The organism is Escherichia sp. TW14182 (genome assembly GCF_000208525.1).
GTDB lineage: Bacteria > Pseudomonadota > Gammaproteobacteria > Enterobacterales > Enterobacteriaceae > Escherichia > Escherichia ruysiae.
Map to the genome: position 1 here is coordinate 1 of NZ_AEJZ01000136.1, position 20,105 is coordinate 20,105.

19 protein-coding genes are annotated in these 20,105 nt (G+C 51.6%); 11 read left to right on the forward strand and 8 right to left on the reverse strand.

Translation table 11 applies throughout. The features are described 5' to 3' along the window. Window positions 1-229 (forward strand): EAL domain-containing protein (locus EQY_RS0112520; protein WP_000300334.1); only part of this gene is annotated, 229 nt, incomplete at its 5' end. A 44-nt stretch (window positions 230-273) separates the two neighbouring features. Here EQY_RS0112520 and ppx read toward each other — a convergent pair. From ppx to purM, 4 genes are all read right to left on the reverse strand, one after another. Continuing rightward, window positions 274-1,815, reverse strand: coding sequence for an exopolyphosphatase (gene ppx, locus EQY_RS0112525; RefSeq protein WP_001121374.1), 1,542 nt, complete (start codon window positions 1,813-1,815; stop codon window positions 274-276). 4 nt (window positions 1,816-1,819) lie between these two features. Continuing rightward, the gene (ppk1, locus tag EQY_RS0112530; RefSeq protein WP_024212555.1) at window positions 1,820-3,886 is read right to left on the reverse strand and encodes a polyphosphate kinase 1; all 2,067 of its coding nucleotides are present in this window, start codon (window positions 3,884-3,886) and stop codon (window positions 1,820-1,822) included. A 170-nt stretch (window positions 3,887-4,056) separates the two neighbouring features. Continuing rightward, entirely contained in the window at window positions 4,057-4,695 is a 639-nt protein-coding gene (gene purN, locus EQY_RS0112535; RefSeq protein ID WP_001028605.1) for a phosphoribosylglycinamide formyltransferase, read from the reverse strand. After that, window positions 4,695-5,732, reverse strand: a complete 1,038-nt coding sequence (purM, locus tag EQY_RS0112540; protein WP_024212556.1) for a phosphoribosylformylglycinamidine cyclo-ligase — start codon at window positions 5,730-5,732, stop codon at window positions 4,695-4,697. The genes purN and purM overlap by 1 nt, the downstream gene beginning before the upstream one ends. 324 nt (window positions 5,733-6,056) lie before the next feature. Between purM and upp the strand changes: the two genes are divergently transcribed. The 3 genes from upp to EQY_RS0112555 all read left to right on the forward strand — a co-directional run bounded on the left by upp (window position 6,057) and on the right by EQY_RS0112555 (window position 8,854). Then, the gene (gene upp / locus EQY_RS0112545; protein WP_001295473.1) at window positions 6,057-6,683 is read left to right on the forward strand and encodes a uracil phosphoribosyltransferase; all 627 of its coding nucleotides are present in this window, start codon (window positions 6,057-6,059) and stop codon (window positions 6,681-6,683) included. A gap of 85 nt (window positions 6,684-6,768) precedes the next feature. After that, window positions 6,769-8,058: a uracil permease gene (uraA, locus tag EQY_RS0112550; RefSeq protein WP_000198328.1), complete on the forward strand. Its 1,290-nt coding sequence runs from the start codon at window positions 6,769-6,771 to the stop codon at window positions 8,056-8,058. A 94-nt stretch (window positions 8,059-8,152) separates the two neighbouring features. Further along, on the forward strand, window positions 8,153-8,854 hold the full coding sequence (locus tag EQY_RS0112555; protein WP_001307333.1) for a DnaA inactivator Hda: 702 nt from the start codon (window positions 8,153-8,155) through the stop codon (window positions 8,852-8,854). Window positions 8,855-8,991: 137 nt separating this feature from the next. Here the strand turns inward: EQY_RS0112555 and arsC are convergent, their stop codons facing one another. Next, window positions 8,992-9,351 (reverse strand): arsenate reductase (glutaredoxin), encoded by a 360-nt coding sequence (arsC, locus tag EQY_RS0112560; protein ID WP_000166470.1) that lies wholly within the window; start codon window positions 9,349-9,351, stop codon window positions 8,992-8,994. Between the two features lie 20 nt (window positions 9,352-9,371). Beyond that, complete coding sequence (gene bepA / locus EQY_RS0112565; protein WP_000489664.1) at window positions 9,372-10,835, reverse strand: beta-barrel assembly-enhancing protease; 1,464 nt, start codon at window positions 10,833-10,835, stop codon at window positions 9,372-9,374. A gap of 212 nt (window positions 10,836-11,047) precedes the next feature. Between bepA and EQY_RS0112570 the strand changes: the two genes are divergently transcribed. Next, a complete protein-coding gene (locus tag EQY_RS0112570; RefSeq protein WP_000892039.1) occupies window positions 11,048-12,109 on the forward strand; it encodes an AI-2E family transporter in 1,062 nt (353 codons plus the stop codon). Between the two features lie 75 nt (window positions 12,110-12,184). Here the strand turns inward: EQY_RS0112570 and bcp are convergent, their stop codons facing one another. Further along, window positions 12,185-12,655, reverse strand: coding sequence for a thioredoxin-dependent thiol peroxidase (bcp, locus tag EQY_RS0112575; protein ID WP_001068678.1), 471 nt, complete (start codon window positions 12,653-12,655; stop codon window positions 12,185-12,187). Continuing rightward, window positions 12,655-13,227 carry a glycine cleavage system transcriptional repressor gene (locus tag EQY_RS0112580; RefSeq protein ID WP_000176182.1) on the reverse strand — a complete coding sequence of 191 codons (573 nt, stop codon included), beginning with the start codon at window positions 13,225-13,227 and terminating at the stop codon, window positions 12,655-12,657. Before EQY_RS0112580 ends, bcp begins: the two co-directional genes overlap by 1 nt. Before the next feature lie 146 nt (window positions 13,228-13,373). On the opposite strand from EQY_RS0112580, the gene dapA reads away from it, so the two are divergent. The 6 genes from dapA to ypfH all read left to right on the forward strand — a co-directional run bounded on the left by dapA (window position 13,374) and on the right by ypfH (window position 20,062). Beyond that, on the forward strand, window positions 13,374-14,252 hold the full coding sequence (dapA, locus tag EQY_RS0112585) for a 4-hydroxy-tetrahydrodipicolinate synthase (protein ID WP_010344577.1): 879 nt from the start codon (window positions 13,374-13,376) through the stop codon (window positions 14,250-14,252). 16 nt (window positions 14,253-14,268) lie between these two features. Then, the gene (gene bamC / locus EQY_RS0112590; protein ID WP_010344578.1) at window positions 14,269-15,303 is read left to right on the forward strand and encodes an outer membrane protein assembly factor BamC; all 1,035 of its coding nucleotides are present in this window, start codon (window positions 14,269-14,271) and stop codon (window positions 15,301-15,303) included. A gap of 212 nt (window positions 15,304-15,515) precedes the next feature. Next, on the forward strand, window positions 15,516-16,229 hold the full coding sequence (gene purC, locus EQY_RS0112600) for a phosphoribosylaminoimidazolesuccinocarboxamide synthase (RefSeq protein ID WP_010344579.1): 714 nt from the start codon (window positions 15,516-15,518) through the stop codon (window positions 16,227-16,229). A 167-nt stretch (window positions 16,230-16,396) separates the two neighbouring features. After that, window positions 16,397-17,260 carry a KPN_02809 family neutral zinc metallopeptidase gene (gene ypfJ / locus EQY_RS0112605; RefSeq protein ID WP_001267512.1) on the forward strand — a complete coding sequence of 288 codons (864 nt, stop codon included), beginning with the start codon at window positions 16,397-16,399 and terminating at the stop codon, window positions 17,258-17,260. Window positions 17,261-17,274: 14 nt separating this feature from the next. Next, complete coding sequence (gene tmcA, locus EQY_RS0112610; RefSeq protein ID WP_000829299.1) at window positions 17,275-19,290, forward strand: tRNA cytosine(34) acetyltransferase TmcA; 2,016 nt, start codon at window positions 17,275-17,277, stop codon at window positions 19,288-19,290. 73 nt (window positions 19,291-19,363) lie between these two features. Next, window positions 19,364-20,062, forward strand: a complete 699-nt coding sequence (ypfH, locus tag EQY_RS0112615; RefSeq protein ID WP_000679838.1) for an esterase — start codon at window positions 19,364-19,366, stop codon at window positions 20,060-20,062. Window positions 20,063-20,105 lie beyond the last annotated feature (43 nt).

The window sequence follows — 20,105 nt, forward strand, 5'->3', positions numbered from 1 at the left end:
ACAAGACGTTACAGACGGAGCGCTTACGGATTACCAGATAGTGGCGTCAATTTGTCATCTGGCGCGAATGAAGAAAATGCAAGTGGTTGCGGAATATGTTGAAAATGAAGAGATTCGCAAAGCGGTGCATTCTTTAGGTATTGATTATCTGCAAGGATTTTTGATTGGTGAACCTCAGCCGTTAGTGGCGATACTGGGTGAAAGAGAGCCAGTCCGGGAAAGCGCGTAATTTATTTGGGCCAACATAATATGTTGGCCCGTTTTCATTTCATATTAAGCCGCAATTTCAGGCGTGCTTTCTTCTTCAATTTTTAGTCGCCAGCCAGCCACGCCTTCCCAGTATTCTTGTTCCTTTTCCAGATCAAGCAATACCAGCGCGTTCTGGCTAAACCAGTCATGCGGAAAACGCAGGGTCCAGTGGCTGTCATCGGTAATCAGCGTCAATGTTGGCGGCGTGGTGGTAGCCTGACGTTGATTATTGAGTAATACGCCAAGGCGTAATAGCTGAATCAGTGGCAGGAACTGTTTCTTCTTAAACAAGGTAAAGCGCGGCAGATCGTCGAGCTTAATCGCTTTACGGTGATAGCGCACCAGTGTCGCCATCATCAACTGCTGTTCCTGATTAAAACCCGGCAAGTCGCTGTTTTGCAGAATATAAGCGGAGTGGCGATGCAAACCGCTATGGTTGATATTCAACCCGACCTCATGCAGCATGGCGGCCCATCGCAGGAGCGCCTCCAGTTGCGGATGCGCCAGCTTCGGTTGTTGTTCTCGCCACTGTCCGTACATTTGCATAGTGGTATCCAGCACCCGTCGTGCCTGTTCACTGTCGATATGATACTGGTTAGCCAGACTACTGGCGGTGCGGCTACGCACATCCTGATGGCGAAAACGTCCTTCCATCTCATACAGTACGCCTTCACGAAGCGCCCCGTCAGAAAGTCGCAGTTCACGGATGGCTAAGGCATCAAACACACCGCATAAAATCGCCAGTCCAGGAACGAAGACAGTTTTCCGCTCTTCGGAAAGACCCGGTAAACTCAGCGATGCGAAATTACGGTGCCGTAAAACCTCTTTTACCAGTTTTTCCAGACGTTCCGGGGTAATTATCCCGTCTTTCTCGCCCATTTCCATCAACACTTCATGAGCAGCTTTAATGGTGCCGGAAGCGCCCATTGCCACATTCCAGCCCTGGATACGGAATTGCCAGGTTAAGGTTTCAAGTTTTTGCGCTGCTGCCATGCGTGCGCGCTGAAAATTTTCTTTATTGATGACGCCGCCCTGGAAATAAAGCTGGGCAAAGCTGACACAACCCATCCGGCGACTTTCCACGAGAATAGGTTCGAAATTTTCACCAATCACCAGTTCTGTTGAGCCGCCACCAATATCAATAACCAGTTTGCGGCCTTTTTCCGGCTGGGTATGCTCCACGCCCATAAAAATCAGACGCGCTTCTTCGTTGCCGGAAATAATTTCAATTGGGTAGGGGATAACCTTTTCTGCTCGCTTCAGAAAGTCAGTGGCATTCAGCGCCTGACGTAGAGTATGGGTTCCGACAATACAGACGCTGGAAGGAGAAAAACCCTGCAGGCGTTCGGCAAACAGCGACAGGCAGTTTAAGCCACGCGTCATCGCTTCCTCACTCAACATATTATCTGGCCCCAGGCCGTCCGCCAGATGTACCCGTTGTTTCAGGCGACCAATAATCTGCATTGCGCCATCAACCACACGGGCAATGACCATGTGGAAACTGTTTGAACCAAGATCGACCGCAGCAAACTCCTGTGGGCGAGGGGATTTGTCGTGTATTGGCATAGGGTTATTCAGATTGTTCGAGTGATTTGATGTAGTCGTAGATCGCCAATTGCGCCCGTACTTTGTGGCGGTTACCACGGGGGACGTAGCGATTACTGAGTTCTTTATCGATATAACGCGCTTTGACCGTGTCGCTGAACAGAATTTCGATGATGTCCAGCACCCGCTGCTTCAGTCGGGGATCGAGTAGCGGTGTAGCCACTTCAATACGATAATCAATATTGCGTGTCATCCAGTCGGCGGAAGAAAGGTAAACTTTTTTATCGCCGCCGTTTTCAAAAATATAAACCCGATCATGTTCAAGGTAACGATCGACAATACTAATAGCACGAATATTGTCGCTAATACCTTCCAGATTGGGGATCAGCGAACACATTCCGCGTACCAGTAGATTTACCGGCACGCCGGAACTGGAGGCCGCATACAGTCGATCGACCAGACCTTTATCGACCAGGTTATTCAGTTTCAGGGTAATACCGCAAGGCAGCCCTTGTTGAGCGTTGGCTATCTCACGATCCACCATTTCATACAGCAAACGACGGGAGTTTTGCGGCGACACCATTAAATAATCGAAAGTCACCGGACGGTATGGATTTTCAATAAAGTTGAACACCCGCCGTACTTCGTTGGTGATGCGCGCATCGGCGGTCAGCAGTGAGTAGTCGGTATAAAGACGCGCGGTTTTTTCATTAAAGTTCCCGGTTCCGATATGCGCGTAACGCACGACTTCGCCGTTTTCTTTACGTGAAATCAGGAACAGTTTGGCGTGAATTTTCAGCCCCGGCGCAGAGAAAATCACGTGTACGCCCGCTTCAGTCAGCCGTTTTGCCCAGTGAATGTTGGCTTCTTCATCGAAACGCGCCTGTAACTCAACCACCACGGTGACTTTCTTACCGTTGTGAGCGGCGTGGATCATCGAGTCGATGATGCGCGAATCTTTCGCTACGCGGTAAATGTTAATTTTAATCGCCAGTACGCTTGGGTCGAACGAGGCCTGGCGTAGCAGTTCCAGCACATGTTCAAAAGTGTGATAAGGATAATAGAGCAGCACATCGTGTTCGCGAATGGCATCAAAACCGTTACGGAACTGGGCTTTATCAAACCAAATGTGGCGTAAACGTGGCAGTGGCTTATTCACCAGATTCGCTTTGCCGACATTGGGGAAATTAATAAAGTCTTTAAAATTATGATAACGACCACCGGGTACGATGGAGTCGTAGCGGGAAATCGTCAGTTTTTCGCGCAACACCTCAACCAGAGCACTGGGCATATCGCGCTGATAAACAAAACGCACCGGTTCTGCGGTTAAACGCTGCTTCAGACTGGAAGACATCAGCTCCATCAGGCTGGCTTCCATCTCGTGCACTAAATCGTATTCAGCATCGCGGGTCATCTTCATTGAATAGGCATTCAGCGCGTCATAATCAAAGAAGCCTTTGAAAATATCATCAAGGCAGTAACGCAGAATGTTATCCAGAAGAATCATAGGCTTGCGTCTGCGCGGTGCTTCCGGCGGCAAATTCACAAAGCGCGGCACTTTATCTGAGGGGATCTCCAGCAGCGCGTAACGAATAGTGTCGCCACGGATAATTTCTACCGCCAGATAGGTGTAGTCATCTTTCAGGAACTGCACTAAGTCAGTGTCAGGGTTGATTAGAATCGGCGTAATGTGCTGACGCAGATACTGCTTAAAATAATGACGCAGCCAGTTTTGTTGATTGACAGAGAGCTGGCGTTCATTAATCAGGAAAATCTGGTTGCGCGCCATCTCCAGCAATAGTTCGTTGTAGAGGCCGTCGAATTCCTGATCGGCTTTCAGCACGCGGGATTGAATTTTGCCCAGCAAATGGCGGGAATGAGAATTAGAACCTTGTTCTTCGCTAATAATGATGCGTCGCTTCAGTTCAGCGAAGCGGACTTTATAGAACTCATCAAGGTTATTGGAATAGATCCCCAGGAAACGCATCCTTTCAATCAGCGGGTTAGATTTGTCCGCCGCTTCCTGAAGCACGCGTTCATTGAACGATAACCAACTGAGCTCTTTTTCGATGTATAGCTTTTCCTGACCCATTACCACTTTTACTCCGTTTTATTCACGGGACACTGCCTGGATATTATGGCGAGCAATATTGGCAGATGTCCAACTATGCCAGAAAAGGGAGAAAAAAACTGCTGGAGCCTGCGATTTACAGGTGAATTGAAAAACGCCAACGCAGGGCTGGCGCTTTAACTACGGCGGCGTTACTCGTCGGCAGCGTAGCCCTGCGGCGGCAGACGCTGACCATCCAGCCACGCGGCGTTTTCGTGCATCTTCAGACGACCATCGGCAAACCAGCTAATCACCAGCGGATAAATAGCGTGCTCCTGGGTTTGTACGCGGGCGGTGATTTCATCTTCTGTATCACCGGCAAATACAGGGACTTTTGCCTGTAAAATAACCGGCCCACCGTCCAGTTCATCGGTAACGAAATGCACCGATGTACCGTGTTCCTCGTCGCCATTTTCCAGCGCCTGACGATGGGTGTGCAAACCGGGATATTTTGGCAGCAGGGAAGGGTGAATGTTCAGCAAACGACCAGCATAGTGGGAGACAAACGCCGGGCTGAGAATGCGCATAAAACCGGCCAGTACAACCACGTCGGGAGCGTACATATCGATCTCGTGAATCAACTCCCGGTCATAGGCTTCACGACTGTCAAACGCGCTGGCGATGAGCGTATGCGTTGCAATACCGGCTTTGCGGGCGCGTTCAAGGCCGAACGCGTCGGCCTTATTACTGAAAACTGCCCGTAGGGTGCCTTTAATTTTGTTGGTTTTGCAGGCGTCTATAATTGCCTGCAAGTTACTTCCGTTGCCGGAAATAAGCACCACAATATTCATTATTCGATAACCACGCGTTGTTCGGAATCAGAGGCTTTGATGATACCGATTTTCCACGCGTTTTCACCGTTGGCATTAAGCAGAGTGAGAGCTTTGTCCACTTCCGGAGCAGGCAGGGCGATAATCATCCCGACGCCGCAGTTGAAGGTGCGATACATTTCATGGCGCTCGACATTACCCGCCGTTTGCAGCCAGTTGAACACTTCCGGCCACTGCCAGGAGGATTCATCAATGACTGCCTGAGTGTTTTCCGGCAATACGCGCGGAATATTTTCCCAGAAGCCGCCACCGGTCAGGTGCGCAATAGCGTGCACGTCGACCTTTTCGATCAACTCCAGCACTGACTTCACGTAAATGCGGGTCGGTGCCAACAGATGATCGGCTAATGGCTTACCATCAAGTTCGGTGGCTTGTGGATCACAACCGCTGACTTCGAGAATTTTGCGCACCAGCGAATAGCCATTCGAATGCGGGCCGCTGGAGCCAAGCGCAATCAGCACATCACCGTCGCTGACTTTAGAACCGTCGATGATTTCTGATTTTTCTACCACGCCAACGCAGAAACCCGCAACGTCATAATCTTCACCGTGATACATCCCCGGCATTTCCGCCGTTTCGCCACCTACCAGCGAACACCCGGATTGCAGACAACCTTCGGCGATGCCGCTGATCACTGATGAAGCAGTATCGACATCTAATTTTCCGGTTGCGTAATAGTCGAGGAAAAACAGCGGCTCAGCGCCTTGCACCACCAGGTCATTAACGCACATGGCGACCAGATCGATACCAATGGTGTCGTGACGTTTTAAGTCCATTGCCAGGCGCAGCTTGGTGCCTACACCGTCAGTGCCGGAAACCAGCACGGGTTCACGATATTTTTGCGGCAACGCACACAGCGCACCGAAGCCGCCCAGACCGCCCATCACTTCCGGGCGACGCGTTTTCTTCACTACGCCTTTGATTCTTCCAACCAGAGCATTACCTGCGTCTATATCAACACCGGCATCTTTGTAGCTAAGAGAGGTTTTATCGGTCACTGCTTGGGTCCCCACGCGTTACTTGCGGTAGAAAAATAAAATTCGGCGCAATTCTAACAGGGAAAGCAAACGTTTGCGAGACTGCTTTACATAACCTTTTTTAACCTCTTTTTACCGAGAGAGTGACAAAAAAAATGTGTACATAGAGCGGATGAATGATTTTTTGCCAGGATAATTACCACTATTAACTATTTGATTATAAAATAACTTTATCTAAAATCTTTATGATCTTGACTGAGGTCAACGAAAATAATATTGCCGCCTTGAAGAAAGGCGGTATAATCCGTCGATTTTTTTTGTGGCTGCCCTCAAAGGAGAAAGAGTATGAAGATCGTGGAAGTCAAACACCCACTCGTCAAACACAAGCTGGGACTGATGCGTGAGCAAGATATCAGCACCAAGCGCTTTCGCGAACTCGCTTCCGAAGTGGGTAGCCTGCTGACTTACGAAGCGACCGCTGACCTCGAAACTGAAAAAGTAACCATCGAAGGCTGGAACGGCCCGGTGGAAATCGACCAGATTAAAGGTAAGAAAATTACCGTGGTGCCGATTCTGCGCGCTGGTCTGGGGATGATGGATGGCGTGCTGGAAAACGTTCCGAGCGCGCGCATCAGCGTAGTCGGTATGTACCGTAATGAAGAAACGCTGGAACCAGTACCGTACTTCCAGAAACTGGTTTCTAACATCGATGAGCGTATGGCGCTGATCGTTGACCCAATGCTGGCAACCGGTGGTTCCGTTATCGCGACTATCGACCTGCTGAAAAAAGCGGGCTGCAGCAGCATCAAAGTTCTGGTGCTGGTCGCTGCACCAGAAGGTATCGCTGCGCTGGAAAAAGCGCACCCGGACGTCGAGCTATATACTGCATCGATTGACCAGGGATTGAACGAGCACGGATACATTATTCCGGGTCTTGGCGATGCCGGTGACAAAATCTTTGGTACAAAATAAAGAATAAAAATAATTAAAGCCGACTTTAAGAGTCGGCTTTTTTTTGAGTAAAGCGCCTATAACACATAATACAGAGGAATATACTATGACGCGCCGTGCTATCGGGGTGAGTGAAAGACCGCCACTTTTACAGACAATCCCGCTTAGTTTGCAACATTTGTTCGCCATGTTTGGTGCAACCGTCCTGGTGCCCGTCTTATTTCATATTAACCCGGCGACTGTACTGTTATTTAACGGTATCGGGACGCTGCTGTATCTCTTCATCTGTAAAGGGAAAATCCCGGCTTATCTTGGTTCCAGCTTTGCCTTTATTTCACCGGTATTGTTACTGTTGCCATTGGGATATGAAGTCGCGCTGGGCGGCTTTATTATGTGCGGCGTGCTGTTCTGCCTGGTCTCTTTCATCGTGAAGAAAGCGGGAACCGGCTGGCTGGACGTGCTGTTTCCACCTGCGGCAATGGGCGCAATCGTTGCCGTCATCGGTCTGGAGCTGGCGGGCGTAGCTGCCGGTATGGCGGGGTTACTCCCGGCTGAAGGGCAAACGCCAGACTCCAAAACCATCATCATCTCCATTACCACCCTGGCGGTTACGGTTTTAGGTTCCGTGCTGTTTCGTGGTTTCCTGGCAATTATCCCGATTTTAATTGGCGTGCTGGTGGGCTACGCGCTCTCTTTCGCCATGGGAATTGTCGATACCACGCCGATTATTAATGCTCACTGGTTTGCGCTGCCAACCCTCTATACGCCGCGCTTCGAGTGGTTTGCCATTCTGACAATTCTGCCAGCGGCGTTAGTGGTTATTGCCGAACACGTAGGGCACCTGGTAGTAACGGCTAATATCGTCAAAAAAGATCTGCTGCGCGATCCGGGTCTGCACCGTTCGATGTTTGCTAACGGCTTGTCGACCGTGATCTCCGGCTTCTTTGGCTCCACGCCAAACACCACCTACGGGGAAAACATTGGCGTGATGGCGATCACCCGTGTTTACAGTACCTGGGTTATCGGCGGGGCGGCGATTTTCGCTATCCTGCTTTCCTGCGTCGGTAAACTGGCTGCTGCTATCCAGATGATTCCATTGCCGGTGATGGGCGGCGTTTCGCTGCTGCTTTACGGTGTCATCGGTGCTTCCGGTATTCGTGTGTTGATCGAATCGAAAGTGGATTACAACAAAGCACAGAACCTGATCCTGACTTCCGTGATTTTGATCATCGGCGTCAGTGGTGCCAAGGTAAACATCGGCGCGGCGGAGCTGAAAGGCATGGCGCTGGCGACTATCGTCGGTATCGGCTTAAGCCTGATCTTCAAACTGATTAGCGTGCTGCGCCCTGAAGAAGTGGTGCTGGACGCAGAAGACGCAGATATAACAGACAAATAATGTACCGACCGGGCAGTGCTGCTGCCCGGTTCAAACATCATGGGATTCTGTGGTAAACTTCTCGCGATTTTGTGAAATCCTGGTTGAGGTATCTCTGAACACACCGGCACAGCTCTCTTTGCCACTTTATCTTCCTGACGACGAAACCTTTGCAAGTTTCTGGCCGGGGGATAACTCCTCTCTACTGGCCGCGCTGCAAAACGTGCTGCGTCAGGAACATAGCGGTTACATCTATCTCTGGGCACGCGAAGGCGCGGGGCGCAGCCATCTGCTGCACGCGGCTTGCGCGGAATTGTCGCAGCGTGGTGATGCGGTGGGCTATGTCCCGCTGGATAAACGCACCTGGTTTGTACCTGAAGTGCTCGACGGTATGGAGCATTTGTCGCTGGTTTGCATCGACAATATTGAGTGTATTGCCGGCGATGAGTTGTGGGAGATGGCGATTTTCGATCTCTACAATCGGATTCTGGAGTCGGGCAAAACACGGTTGTTGATCACCGGCGATCGCCCACCGCGTCAGTTGAATCTGGGATTACCGGATCTCGCGTCGCGTCTTGACTGGGGGCAGATCTACAAATTGCAGCCACTTTCTGATGAAGATAAGTTGCAGGCGCTACAGTTACGCGCGCGTTTGCGTGGTTTTGAACTGCCGGAAGATGTGGGACGCTTCTTGCTGAAGCGGCTCGACAGAGAGATGCGCACGCTATTTATGACACTGGATCAGTTGGATCGTGCGTCGATTACCGCGCAACGTAAGCTGACCATTCCGTTTGTGAAAGAAATTCTGAAGTTGTAGATAAGGTGTTTATTGTCGGATGCGGCGTGAGCGCCTTATCCGACCTACGCGAAGTTAATCCATAGTATTCCTGGGCCGGACAAGACGCGGCAAGCGTCGCATCCGGCAATGTGCCTTAACTAGCGATGAGGCACATCTTAATCCACGATTTCCAGCACTTGCTCCGGTGGACGTCCAATCCGCGCTTTGCCATTGGCGACCACAATCGGGCGCTCCATCAGCTTCGGATTATCCACCATCGCCTGAATCAGCGCCTCTTCGCTAAGCGAACTGTCAGCCAGGTTCAGCTCTTTATAAAGATCTTCTTTCTGGCGCATCAATTCACGGGCGCTATTCATCCCCAGCATTTTCAGCAAATCGCGCAGCGTTGCCGCATCGGCGGGAGTCTCAAGGTAGAGCACCACTTCTGGCTCCACGCCGTTTTCTTTCAGCAGGGTCAGCGTTTCCCGGCTCTTTGAACAGCGTGGGTTATGGTAGATTTTTACCTGTTTGGTCATTGTTCTTCCTTTAATGCAAATTACATCTTGGTATAAGGCTTAAAGCGTTCCTGCAACTGGCGCAACTGGTCGATGCGCGCATCGTAACGCGCTTGTTGCAGGCTGCCTAATTTCACCTGCGAACTGGCGCTACTCAACAAGGAAATTGCCTGATCGAGTCGCCCGGCGAGCGCATAACCTTCTGCTCGCGCTGCCAGTTCCTGATCGCGATTATTTAGCGCGGCCTCCGCCAGTGCCAGTAAATCCCAGCCATTGCTGTCATCTTTATTGTTAAAGGTGTAGCGGTTCAGAATATTGGCGGCTTCCTGTGGTTGCCCCCCTTGCAGATAAGCGTTCGCCAGGTTGAGCTGCAACACAGGATTGGTGCGCAAATCACGGGCATTTTTCAGGCGATTGATCGCGTCATTGGCTTTGTTTTGCCCAAGATCGATATCGGTAGCCAGATCGAGATACCACGCGTTGCCGGGTTCTGCCGCCAGTAACGGTTGCAGCGTTTTCCGTGCCTCGTCGTATTTATTGGCTTCCATCGCCTGTAGAGCACGACCATATTGCGCCGCTCGTTGCTGACGAACGTTACCTTTTGCCCATTCATCCAGCAAATCACTGGTGAGCTGATTACGTCCGGAATTGTACATCCCCAGTGTGCGCGCTTTCGCCAGATAGAAATCTTCCGACGACTGCACCACCATTGGGCGCATCTGATTGGCACGGTTACGGGCATCAGCCAGACGGCTTTCCGGCAGTGGGTGAGTCAGCAAAATTTCCGGCGGACGCGAAGAGTAACGCGCCTGATCGAGCAGTTTTTCGAGGAAGGTCGGCATCGCCTGCGGATCGAACCCCGAGCGTTGCAGCACTTGAATACCAATGCGGTCCGCTTCCTGTTCATTTTGCTGGGTGAAGCTGATCATCCCCTGGCGCGTTCCCGCCAGTGTACCGGTCAGCGCCGCCATCCCCGCCTGCGGGCTGGCCATTGCCAGTAAAATAGAACCTAACGCCCCGACCCAGGTCAGTGGCGCGCTGCGCTGCTGATCTTCCATCGCTCGCGCCAGGTGACGTTGGGTGACGTGGGAGATTTCGTGTGCCATAACTGAAGCCAGTTGACTTTCGTTATCGGAATAACGGAACAGGGCAGAGTGCAGTACCACGTTGCCGCCAAAGAAAGCAAAGGCGTTGATTTCGTCGTTATTGATCAGAAAGAAATGGAACGGCGTCTTAACTGAGTTGGCATGTGAAACCAGGCGCATCCCCAGCGAATTAATATATTGCGTTAATAGCGGGTCATTAATTAACGGTGCGCTGCCGCGTAGCTGGCGGACATAATAGTCGCCCATCTGCATTTCCTGACCAATGGAAAGCGTGCTTCCTGCGGAGGTTCCCATATCCGGCAAGGTGTCTGCGCTATCGGCAAACGCCGGGGCTACCTGACCGATGGTCATAGCAGCAATGAGGGTTGCAACCAGGTTTTTTTTCAACTGCCTGAACATAACCTCTGTCCTGTATTTCTGGAGATAGTCATTTGACCGATACTGTAAAATATCGTTCCCACCGCGCCGCCTTTGAGTGTAACGGCGAAGATTAACCCACTCAAATGACTTTTCAGTTTCCTGAATCCGTCATAAAAAGCGAAGTCTTTTTTGTGACATTTCGATACAATTGCGGATCGCAATCCCGCTCTTGAGGTTCAGGGAAGGTCTTTATGCTCGAAATGTTGATGCAATGGTATCGCCGCCGTTTTAGCGACCCGGAAGCGATTGCCTTGCTGGTTATTTTAGTTGCCGGATTTGGCATTATCTTTTTCTTTAGTGGCCTACTCGCACCGTTGCTGGTGGCTATTGTGCTGGCCTATTTGCTTGAATGGCCAACCGTGCGCCTGCAATCTATTGGCTGTTCCCGCCGTTGGGCGACGTCGATTGTATTGGTGGTTTTCGTTGGAATTTTGCTGCTGATGGCGTTCGTGGTACTGCCTATCGCCTGGCAGCAGGGCATATATTTAATCCGCGATATGCCGGGGATGCTCAATAAGCTATCTGATTTTGCCGCCACGTTGCCGCGCCGTTATCCGGCGTTAATGGATGCGGGCATTATTGATGCGATGGCCGACAATATGCGCAGCCGGATGCTCACCATGGGCGATTCGGTGGTGAAAATCTCTCTCGCCTCGCTGGTGGGCCTGCTGACCATTGCCGTCTATCTTGTTCTGGTGCCGCTGATGGTCTTTTTCCTTCTGAAAGATAAAGAGCAAATGTTGAATGTCGTCCGCCGGGTGCTTCCGCGTAACCGTGGGCTGGCAGGTCAGGTCTGGAAGGAGATGAACCAGCAAATCACCAACTACATCCGTGGCAAGGTACTGGAGATGATTGTGGTGGGGATAGCCACCTGGCTGGGGTTCTTGCTTTTCGGGTTGAACTATTCACTGCTGCTGGCGGTGCTGGTCGGTTTCTCGGTGCTTATTCCGTACATTGGCGCATTTGTGGTGACCATTCCGGTGGTCGGCGTGGCGCTATTCCAGTTTGGTGCTGGCACTGAATTCTGGAGCTGTTTCGCGGTATATCTGATTATCCAGGCGCTGGATGGCAACCTGTTAGTACCGGTGTTGTTCTCCGAAGCGGTTAACCTGCATCCGCTGGTGATTATTTTATCGGTGGTGATCTTCGGTGGTCTGTGGGGATTCTGGGGGGTGTTCTTTGCCATTCCTCTGGCGACGCTAATTAAAGCGGTAATCCATGCCTGGCCCGATGGTCAAATTGCGCAAGATTAACCTTCATTCCGCTATATCGCCGGAGGTGAGGAGTGCTGGCCGCAAGCGCAGCCAGCACGGAATGGAGCAAAGTAATCAGGCGTGTTCTTTCAGCCAGTTAATCACTACGTCGTGGTGATTGCTGGTTTTGAAATCGTCAAAGACATGTTCGATTTTGCCGTCAGCATCGATCAAGAAGCTGATGCGGTGAATACCATCGTAGGTTTTGCCCATGAAGGACTTCTCTCCCCAGACGCCGAATTGTTCGCACACCTGGTGGTCTTCATCAGACAGAAGCGTAAAGTTGAGCAGCTCTTTTTCCGCAAAACGGAAGAGTTTTTCGGGTTTATCGGTGCTAATACCCAGTACATCAACACCGGCTTTTTTCAACTCATCCATGTTATCGCGTAAGCCACAGGCTTGTACGGTACAGCCGGGGGTCATGGCTTTCGGGTAGAAATAAACCAGAACACGCTGTCCCTGGAAGTCGGTCAAATTAACTTGTTCTCCGTCTTGATCCGGCAAGCTAAATTTCGGTGCGATGTCACCGGCTTTCAGTGGATTCATTACTTAACTCCATCCTGTTCATCATGTTGGGAATAATTGACGACGCTAATACTGCCTTGCGCATTGAGTTCTGTACATAGTGCTTTGAAAGCTTGTTCAATATTTGCTGAATCCGCAGACGCCGGGCTGTGGGCGGTTATCTGAATATGCAGTTGCGCAGCTCGTTCATTTTCAGCAGGTTGCGTGCGAGACACTAGCTCCGCAATGTTCATATGGTGCGCGTCAAAAAGTGCGGTAAAGCGTTCAATTAAATGCGGTGAATCTGCCACATCGATCTGAACCCAGACAGATGCTGGCATCGGCGGACGCGGACGAGCCGTCGTGCGCTTCATCACGATTAAAAGATCCAGTTCGGCACCTTTCAACGGTAACGTTGATTCGATCAAGGTGATTGCGTTCCATGAACCGGAAAGCAGCATGATAAAGGTGAACTCTTCTCCCAGCATCGCCAGGCGACTGTCTTCAATATTACAGCCGCAACTACTGACATGACGGGTGATAGTGTTCACAATTCCTGGGCGATCGGCACCCAGCGCAGTGATCACCAGATAATGTTGCGATGACAGTGTCAAACCGGTTATTCCTTCAAGGGGGAGAGTAGCTCTTAAGGAAAGCATAAAAAAAACATGCATACAACAATCAGAACGGTTCTGTTTGCTTGATTTTAATGCCATACCAAACGTACCATTGAGACACTTGTTTGCACAGAGGATGGCCCATGTTCACGGGAAGTATTGTCGCGATTGTTACTCCGATGGATGAAAAAGGTAATGTCTGTCGGGCTAGCTTAAAAAAACTGATTGATTATCATGTCGCCAGCGGTACTTCGGCGATTGTTTCTGTTGGCACCACTGGTGAGTCCGCTACCCTGAATCATGACGAACATGTTGATGTGGTGATGATGACCCTGGAGCTGGCTGACGGGCGTATTCCGGTGATTGCCGGAACCGGCGCTAACGCTACTGCGGAAGCCATTAGCCTGACACAGCGTTTCAATGACAGTGGCATTGCTGGCTGCCTGACGGTGACCCCTTATTACAACCGCCCGTCGCAGGAAGGTCTGTATCAGCATTTCAAAGCCATCGCTGAACATACTGACCTGCCGCAAATCCTGTATAATGTGCCGTCCCGTACTGGCTGCGATCTGCTACCAGAAACGGTGGGCCGTCTGGCGAAAGTAAAAAATATTATCGGAATCAAAGAGGCAACAGGGAACTTAACGCGTGTTAACCAGATCAAAGAGCTGGTTTCAGACGATTTTGTTCTGCTGAGCGGCGATGATGCGAGCACGCTGGACTTCATGCAGTTAGGTGGTCATGGCGTTATTTCCGTTACTGCTAACGTCGCAGCGCGTGATATGGCTCAGATGTGCAAACTGGCGGCAGAAGGGCATTTTGCCGAGGCACGCGTTATTAACCAGCGTCTGATGCCATTACACAACAAACTATTTGTCGAACCCAATCCAATCCCGGTGAAATGGGCATGTAAGGAACTGGGTCTTGTGGCGACCGATACGCTGCGCCTGCCAATGACACCAATCACCGACAGTGGTCGTGAGACGGTCAGAGCGGCGCTTAAGTATGCCGGTTTGCTGTAAAGTTTAGGGAGATTTGATGGCTTACTCTGTTCAAAAGTCGCGCCTGGCAAAGGTTGCGGGTGTATCGCTTGTTCTGTTACTCGCAGCCTGTAGTTCTGACTCACGCTATAAGCGTCAGGTGAGTGGTGATGAAGCCTATCTGGAAGCGGCACCGCTTGCGGAGCTTCATGCCCCGGCAGGAATGATTTTGCCGGTGACTTCCGGTGATTATGCAATACCGGTGACCAACGGTAGCGGTGCTGTCGGTAAGGCGCTGGACATTCGTCCACCTGCCCAGCCGTTGGCGCTGATTTCCGGCGCACGTACCCAGTTTACGGGCGACACCGCCTCGCTGCTGGTAGAAAATGGTCGTGGTAATACTTTGTGGCCGCAGGTTGTTAGCGTGCTGCAGGCGAAAAACTACACCATTACCCAACGCGATGATGCTGGTCAGACGCTGACTACCGATTGGGTGCAATGGAATCGTCTGGACGAAGACGAGCAGTATCGCGGTCGTTATCAAATCTCTGTTAAACCGCAGGGTTATCAGCAGGCGGTAACGGTGAAACTGCTGAACCTGGAGCAGGCGGGCAAACCGGTTGCAGACGCGGCTTCCATGCAGCGTTACAGCACGGAGATGATGAACGTCATTTCCGCCGGTCTGGATAAATCCGTGACCGATGCGGCTAATGCGGCACAAAACCGCGCTTCCACCACCATGGACGTACAAAGTGCTGCTGATGACACAGGCTTACCAATGCTGGTCGTTCGCGGGCCGTTCAACGTGGTTTGGCAACGTCTGCCAGCGGCGCTGGAAAAAGTGGGCATGAAAGTGACCGACAGCACCCGTTCGCAGGGCAGCATGGCCGTGACCTATAAGCCGTTGTCTGACAGCGACTGGCAGGAACTGGGCGCGAGCGATCCAGGCCTGGCATCCGGTGACTATAAACTGCAAGTCGGTGATTTGGATAACCGCAGCAGCTTGCAGTTCATCGATCCGAAAGGCCATACGCTGACTCAAAGCCAAAACGACGCACTGGTATCTGTCTTCCAGGCAGCGTTTAGCAAGTAAAAATACAGGGCTGGAGTAATCCGGCCCTTTTTTCTGTTATGATACGCAAACGTGTGCGTCGGCAGAAAAACGCGATTTTAGCGTTAATTCGCACGAAATTTGTTTGTCGGACACAGGTCAGATAAGGCGTTCACGCCGCATCCGACAAAATATCCGGCACACCAGACAGCAAAAGATTTTAAAACGTTAATTCACACCCAGGAGTGATAAAGATGCAAAAGCAAGCTGAGTTGTATCGTGGTAAAGCGAAAACCGTATACAGCACGGAAAACCCGGATCTGTTGGTGCTCGAATTCCGCAATGATACGTCAGCAGGTGATGGCGCGCGCATTGAGCAGTTTGATCGCAAAGGTATGGTGAACAACAAGTTCAACTACTTCATTATGAGCAAACTGGCTGAAGCGGGTATCCCGACTCAAATGGAGCGTCTGCTCTCCGATACTGAATGTCTGGTGAAAAAGCTGGATATGGTGCCGGTTGAGTGTGTCGTGCGTAACCGTGCTGCTGGCTCTCTGGTGAAACGTCTTGGAATCGAAGAAGGTATTGAGCTGGACCCGCCGCTGTTCGATCTGTTCCTGAAAAACGACGCCATGCACGATCCGATGGTCAACGAATCTTACTGCGAAACCTTTGGCTGGGTGAGCAAAGAGAACCTGGCGCGTATGAAAGAGCTGACCTACAAAGCGAACGACGTGCTGAAAAAACTGTTCGATGATGCTGGTTTGATTCTGGTCGACTTCAAGCTGGAGTTTGGCCTGTACAAAGGTGAAGTAGTACTGGGCGATGAGTTCTCCCCGGACGGCAGCCGCCTGTGGGACAAAGAAACGCTGGAGAAAATGGACAAAGACCGTTTCCGCCAGAGCCTCGGTGGCCTGATCGAGGCCTATGAAGCCGTCGCCCGCCGCCTGGGTGTACAGTTGGACTGATTTTTCTGTTCATCATCTTGCCGTGCTGCTGGCACGGCAAGATGACCGCTCTTGTAATACGTGAATTGAACGCTCATTCCTCCATCATTTCCTCCCGTTTTTCTGTGGTAATCTTCCTCTGAAGCACCTACGATCATCACTATAATGAATATATTGTTGAGGTATCTATGCGCTGGCAAGGGCGTCGTGAAAGTGACAATGTTGAAGACAGGCGAAACAGCTCTGGTGGTCCGTCAATGGGCGGTCCCGGTTTCCGTCTGCCAAGCGGTAAAGGTGGGCTGATTTTACTGGTAGTGGTGCTGGTTGCTGGCTACTATGGTGTTGATTTAACTGGGTTGATGACCGGACAGCCGATTTCCCAACAGCAATCAACGCGCTCAATTAGCCCAAATGAAGATGAAGCAGCAAAATTCACCTCGGTAATTCTGGCAACCACGGAAGACACCTGGGGACAGCAATTCGAGAAGATGGGTAAGACTTATCAGCAACCGAAGCTGGTGATGTATCGCGGAATGACACGCACCGGTTGCGGCGCCGGACAGTCCATTATGGGGCCGTTCTATTGCCCGGCGGATGGTACGGTCTATATCGATCTCTCTTTCTATGATGACATGAAAGACAAACTGGGCGCGGATGGTGATTTCGCTCAGGGATACGTTATCGCCCATGAAGTCGGTCATCATGTGCAGAAACTGTTAGGCATTGAACCGAAAGTCCGTCAATTGCAACAAAACGCGACGCAGGCGGAAGTGAACCGCTTATCTGTGCGTATGGAACTCCAGGCCGACTGTTTTGCCGGTGTCTGGGGGCACAGTATGCAGCAACAAGGCGTTCTGGAAACTGGCGATCTGGAAGAGGCGCTGAATGCGGCGCAAGCCATCGGCGATGACCGCTTACAGCAGCAAAGTCAGGGGCGGGTAGTGCCGGACAGCTTTACTCATGGTACATCCCAACAACGCTATAGCTGGTTTAAACGTGGTTTCGACAGCGGCGATCCGGCACAATGCAATACTTTCGGTAAAAGCATTTAACTTTCGGGGCAGGGATGGCTGAACTGACCGCGCTACACACATTCACAGCGCAAATGAAACGCGAAGGGATTCGCCGCCTGTTGGTGTTGAGCGGGGATGCATGCTGGTGCTGTGAACATGCACTCAAATTGCGTGACGCATTACCTGGCGACTGGCTGTGGGTATCGCCGCAGCCAACTTCTGAAAACCACTGTACGCCAGCGGCGCTACAAACTTTACTTGGGCGCGAGTTCCAGCATTCGGTATTCGATGCTCGCCAGGGCTTTGATGCCGCAGCCTTTGCGGCGCTTGGTGGAACGCTGAAAGCGGGCAGTTGGCTGGTTTTGTTACTCCCTGTATGGGAAGAATGGGAAAACCATCCCGATGCTGATTCGCTGCGCTGGAGTGATTGCGCCAGTCCCATCGCTACACCGCATTTTGTCCAGCATCTCAAACGCGTACTTACGGCGGATAACGACGCTATCCTCTGGCGGCAAAATCAGCCGTTCACGTTGGCGCATTTTGCTCCCCGTACTGACTGGCAATCCGCTACCGGCGCACCGCAACCAGAACAACAACAGATACTACAACAGCTTCTGACTATGCCACCGGGCGTGGCAGCGGTAACTGCTGCGCGCGGACGCGGTAAGTCGGCGCTGGCAGGGCAACTCATTTCCCGTATCGCTGGCAGTGCGATAGTCACTGCGCCTGCGAGAGCCGCAACGAATGTGCTGGCACAATTTGCCGGAGAGAAGTTTCGTTTTGTTGCGCCGGATGCATTGCTGTCCAGTGATGAAAAAGCTGATTGGCTGGTTGTCGATGAAGCTGCTGCAATACCCGCCCCACTATTACATCAACTGGTATCACGCTTTCCGCGTACTTTGTTAACCACTACGGTGCAGGGCTATGAAGGCACCGGGCGTGGCTTTTTGCTGAAATTTTGCGCCCGCTTCCCGCATTTGCAGCGTTTTGAATTGCAACAGCCGATCCGCTGGGCGCAGGGATGCCCGCTGGAAAAAATGGTTAGCGAGGCACTGGTTTTTGACGATGAAACCTTCACGCGCGTACCACAAGGCAAGATCACCATTTCTGCATTTGAACAGACTTCATGGCGAAGCAAGCCAGAAACGCCGTTAAAGGTTTACCAGTTATTGTCTGGTGCGCACTACCGGACTTCACCGCTGGATTTACGCCGGATGATGGACGCGCCTGGACAACATTTTTTACAAGCTGCTTGCGAAAACGAGATTGCCGGGGCGCTGTGGCTGGTGGATGAGGGGGGATTATCTGAAGAGCTCAGTCAGGCGGTATGGGCGGGTTTTCGTCGCCCGCGTGGCAACCTGGTGGCTCAGTCGCTGGCGGCACACGGTAGCAATCCACTGGCAGCAACGTTACGCGGACGGCGTGTCAGCCGCATTGCCGTCCATCCGGCGCGTCAGCGGGAAGGTACAGGGCAGCAACTTATTGCTGACGCTGTGCAATATATGCATGGCCTCGACTATCTTTCGGTGAGTTTTGGCTACACCGAGGAATTATGGCGTTTCTGGCAACGCTGCGGTTTTGTGCTGGTACGGATGGGTAATCATCGCGAAGCCAGTAGCGGCTGTTATACGGCGATGGCACTATTACCCATTAGCGAAGCGGGTAAACAATTGGCAGAATGTGAGCATTATCGTTTACGCCGCGACGCACAAATTCTCTCGCAATGGAATGGTGAAAGCATCTCGGTTGATCCGTTAAACGACATCATGCTTTCTGATAATGACTGGCTTGAACTGGCCGGTTTTGCTTTCGCCCATCGTCCCCTTTTAACGTCGTTAGGTTGTTTAACACGCCTGCTGCAAACCAGTGAACGGGCATTACCGGCGCTGCGAGGACGGTTGCAGAAAAACGTCAGCGACGCGCAGTTATGTACCACACTTAAACTTTCAGGCCGTAAGGCATTGCTGGTTTGCCAACGCGAAGAAGCCGCGCAGGCGCTATTCGCACTTGATGATGTCCGCACTGAACGCCTGCGCAATCGCATAACACAATGGCAATTTTTTCACTGACTCCTTCAATTTTCTCCCATGGTCATTGTGAGTCAGCGGCGTAAAATTAATGACATCAGTTAAGGAGTTCGCCATGAAACATGACCATTTTGTTGTTCAAAGCCCGGATAAACCTGCCCAACAGTTGTTACTGCTTTTCCACGGTGTCGGGGATAACCCGGTGGCAATGGGGGAAATCGGTAGCTGGTTTGCACCGTTGTTTCCAGATGCGCTGGTGGTAAGTGTCGGTGGTGCTGAGCCGAGCGGTAATCCGGCAGGGCGTCAATGGTTTTCGGTGCAGGGCGTAACGGAAGAGAATCGCCAGGCGCGGGTGGATGCCATAATGCCGACGTTTATTGAGACGGTACGCTACTGGCAGAAACAGAGCGGAGTAGGGGCTAACGCTACGGCGCTGATCGGGTTCTCACAAGGGGCCATTATGGCGCTGGAGAGTATTAAAGCCGAACCGGGACTTGCCTCACGCGTCATCGCCTTTAACGGACGCTATGCCAGCCTGCCGGAAACGGCTTCTACTGCTACAACAATTCACCTGATCCACGGTGGTGAAGATCCGGTTATCGATCTGGCTCACGCGGTTGCGGCGCAGGAAGCGTTAATTAACGCCGGTGGAGATGTGACGCTGGATATCGTGGAGGATTTAGGTCATGCGATCGATAATCGCAGTATGCAATTTGCCCTGGATCACTTGCGTTATACCATTCCGAAACATTACTTCGACGAGGCGTTAAGCGGCGGTAAGCCTGGCGATGATGATGTGATTGAAATGATGTAAAAGACAGGTGCCGGACGCGTAGGCCGGATAAGGCGTTCACGCC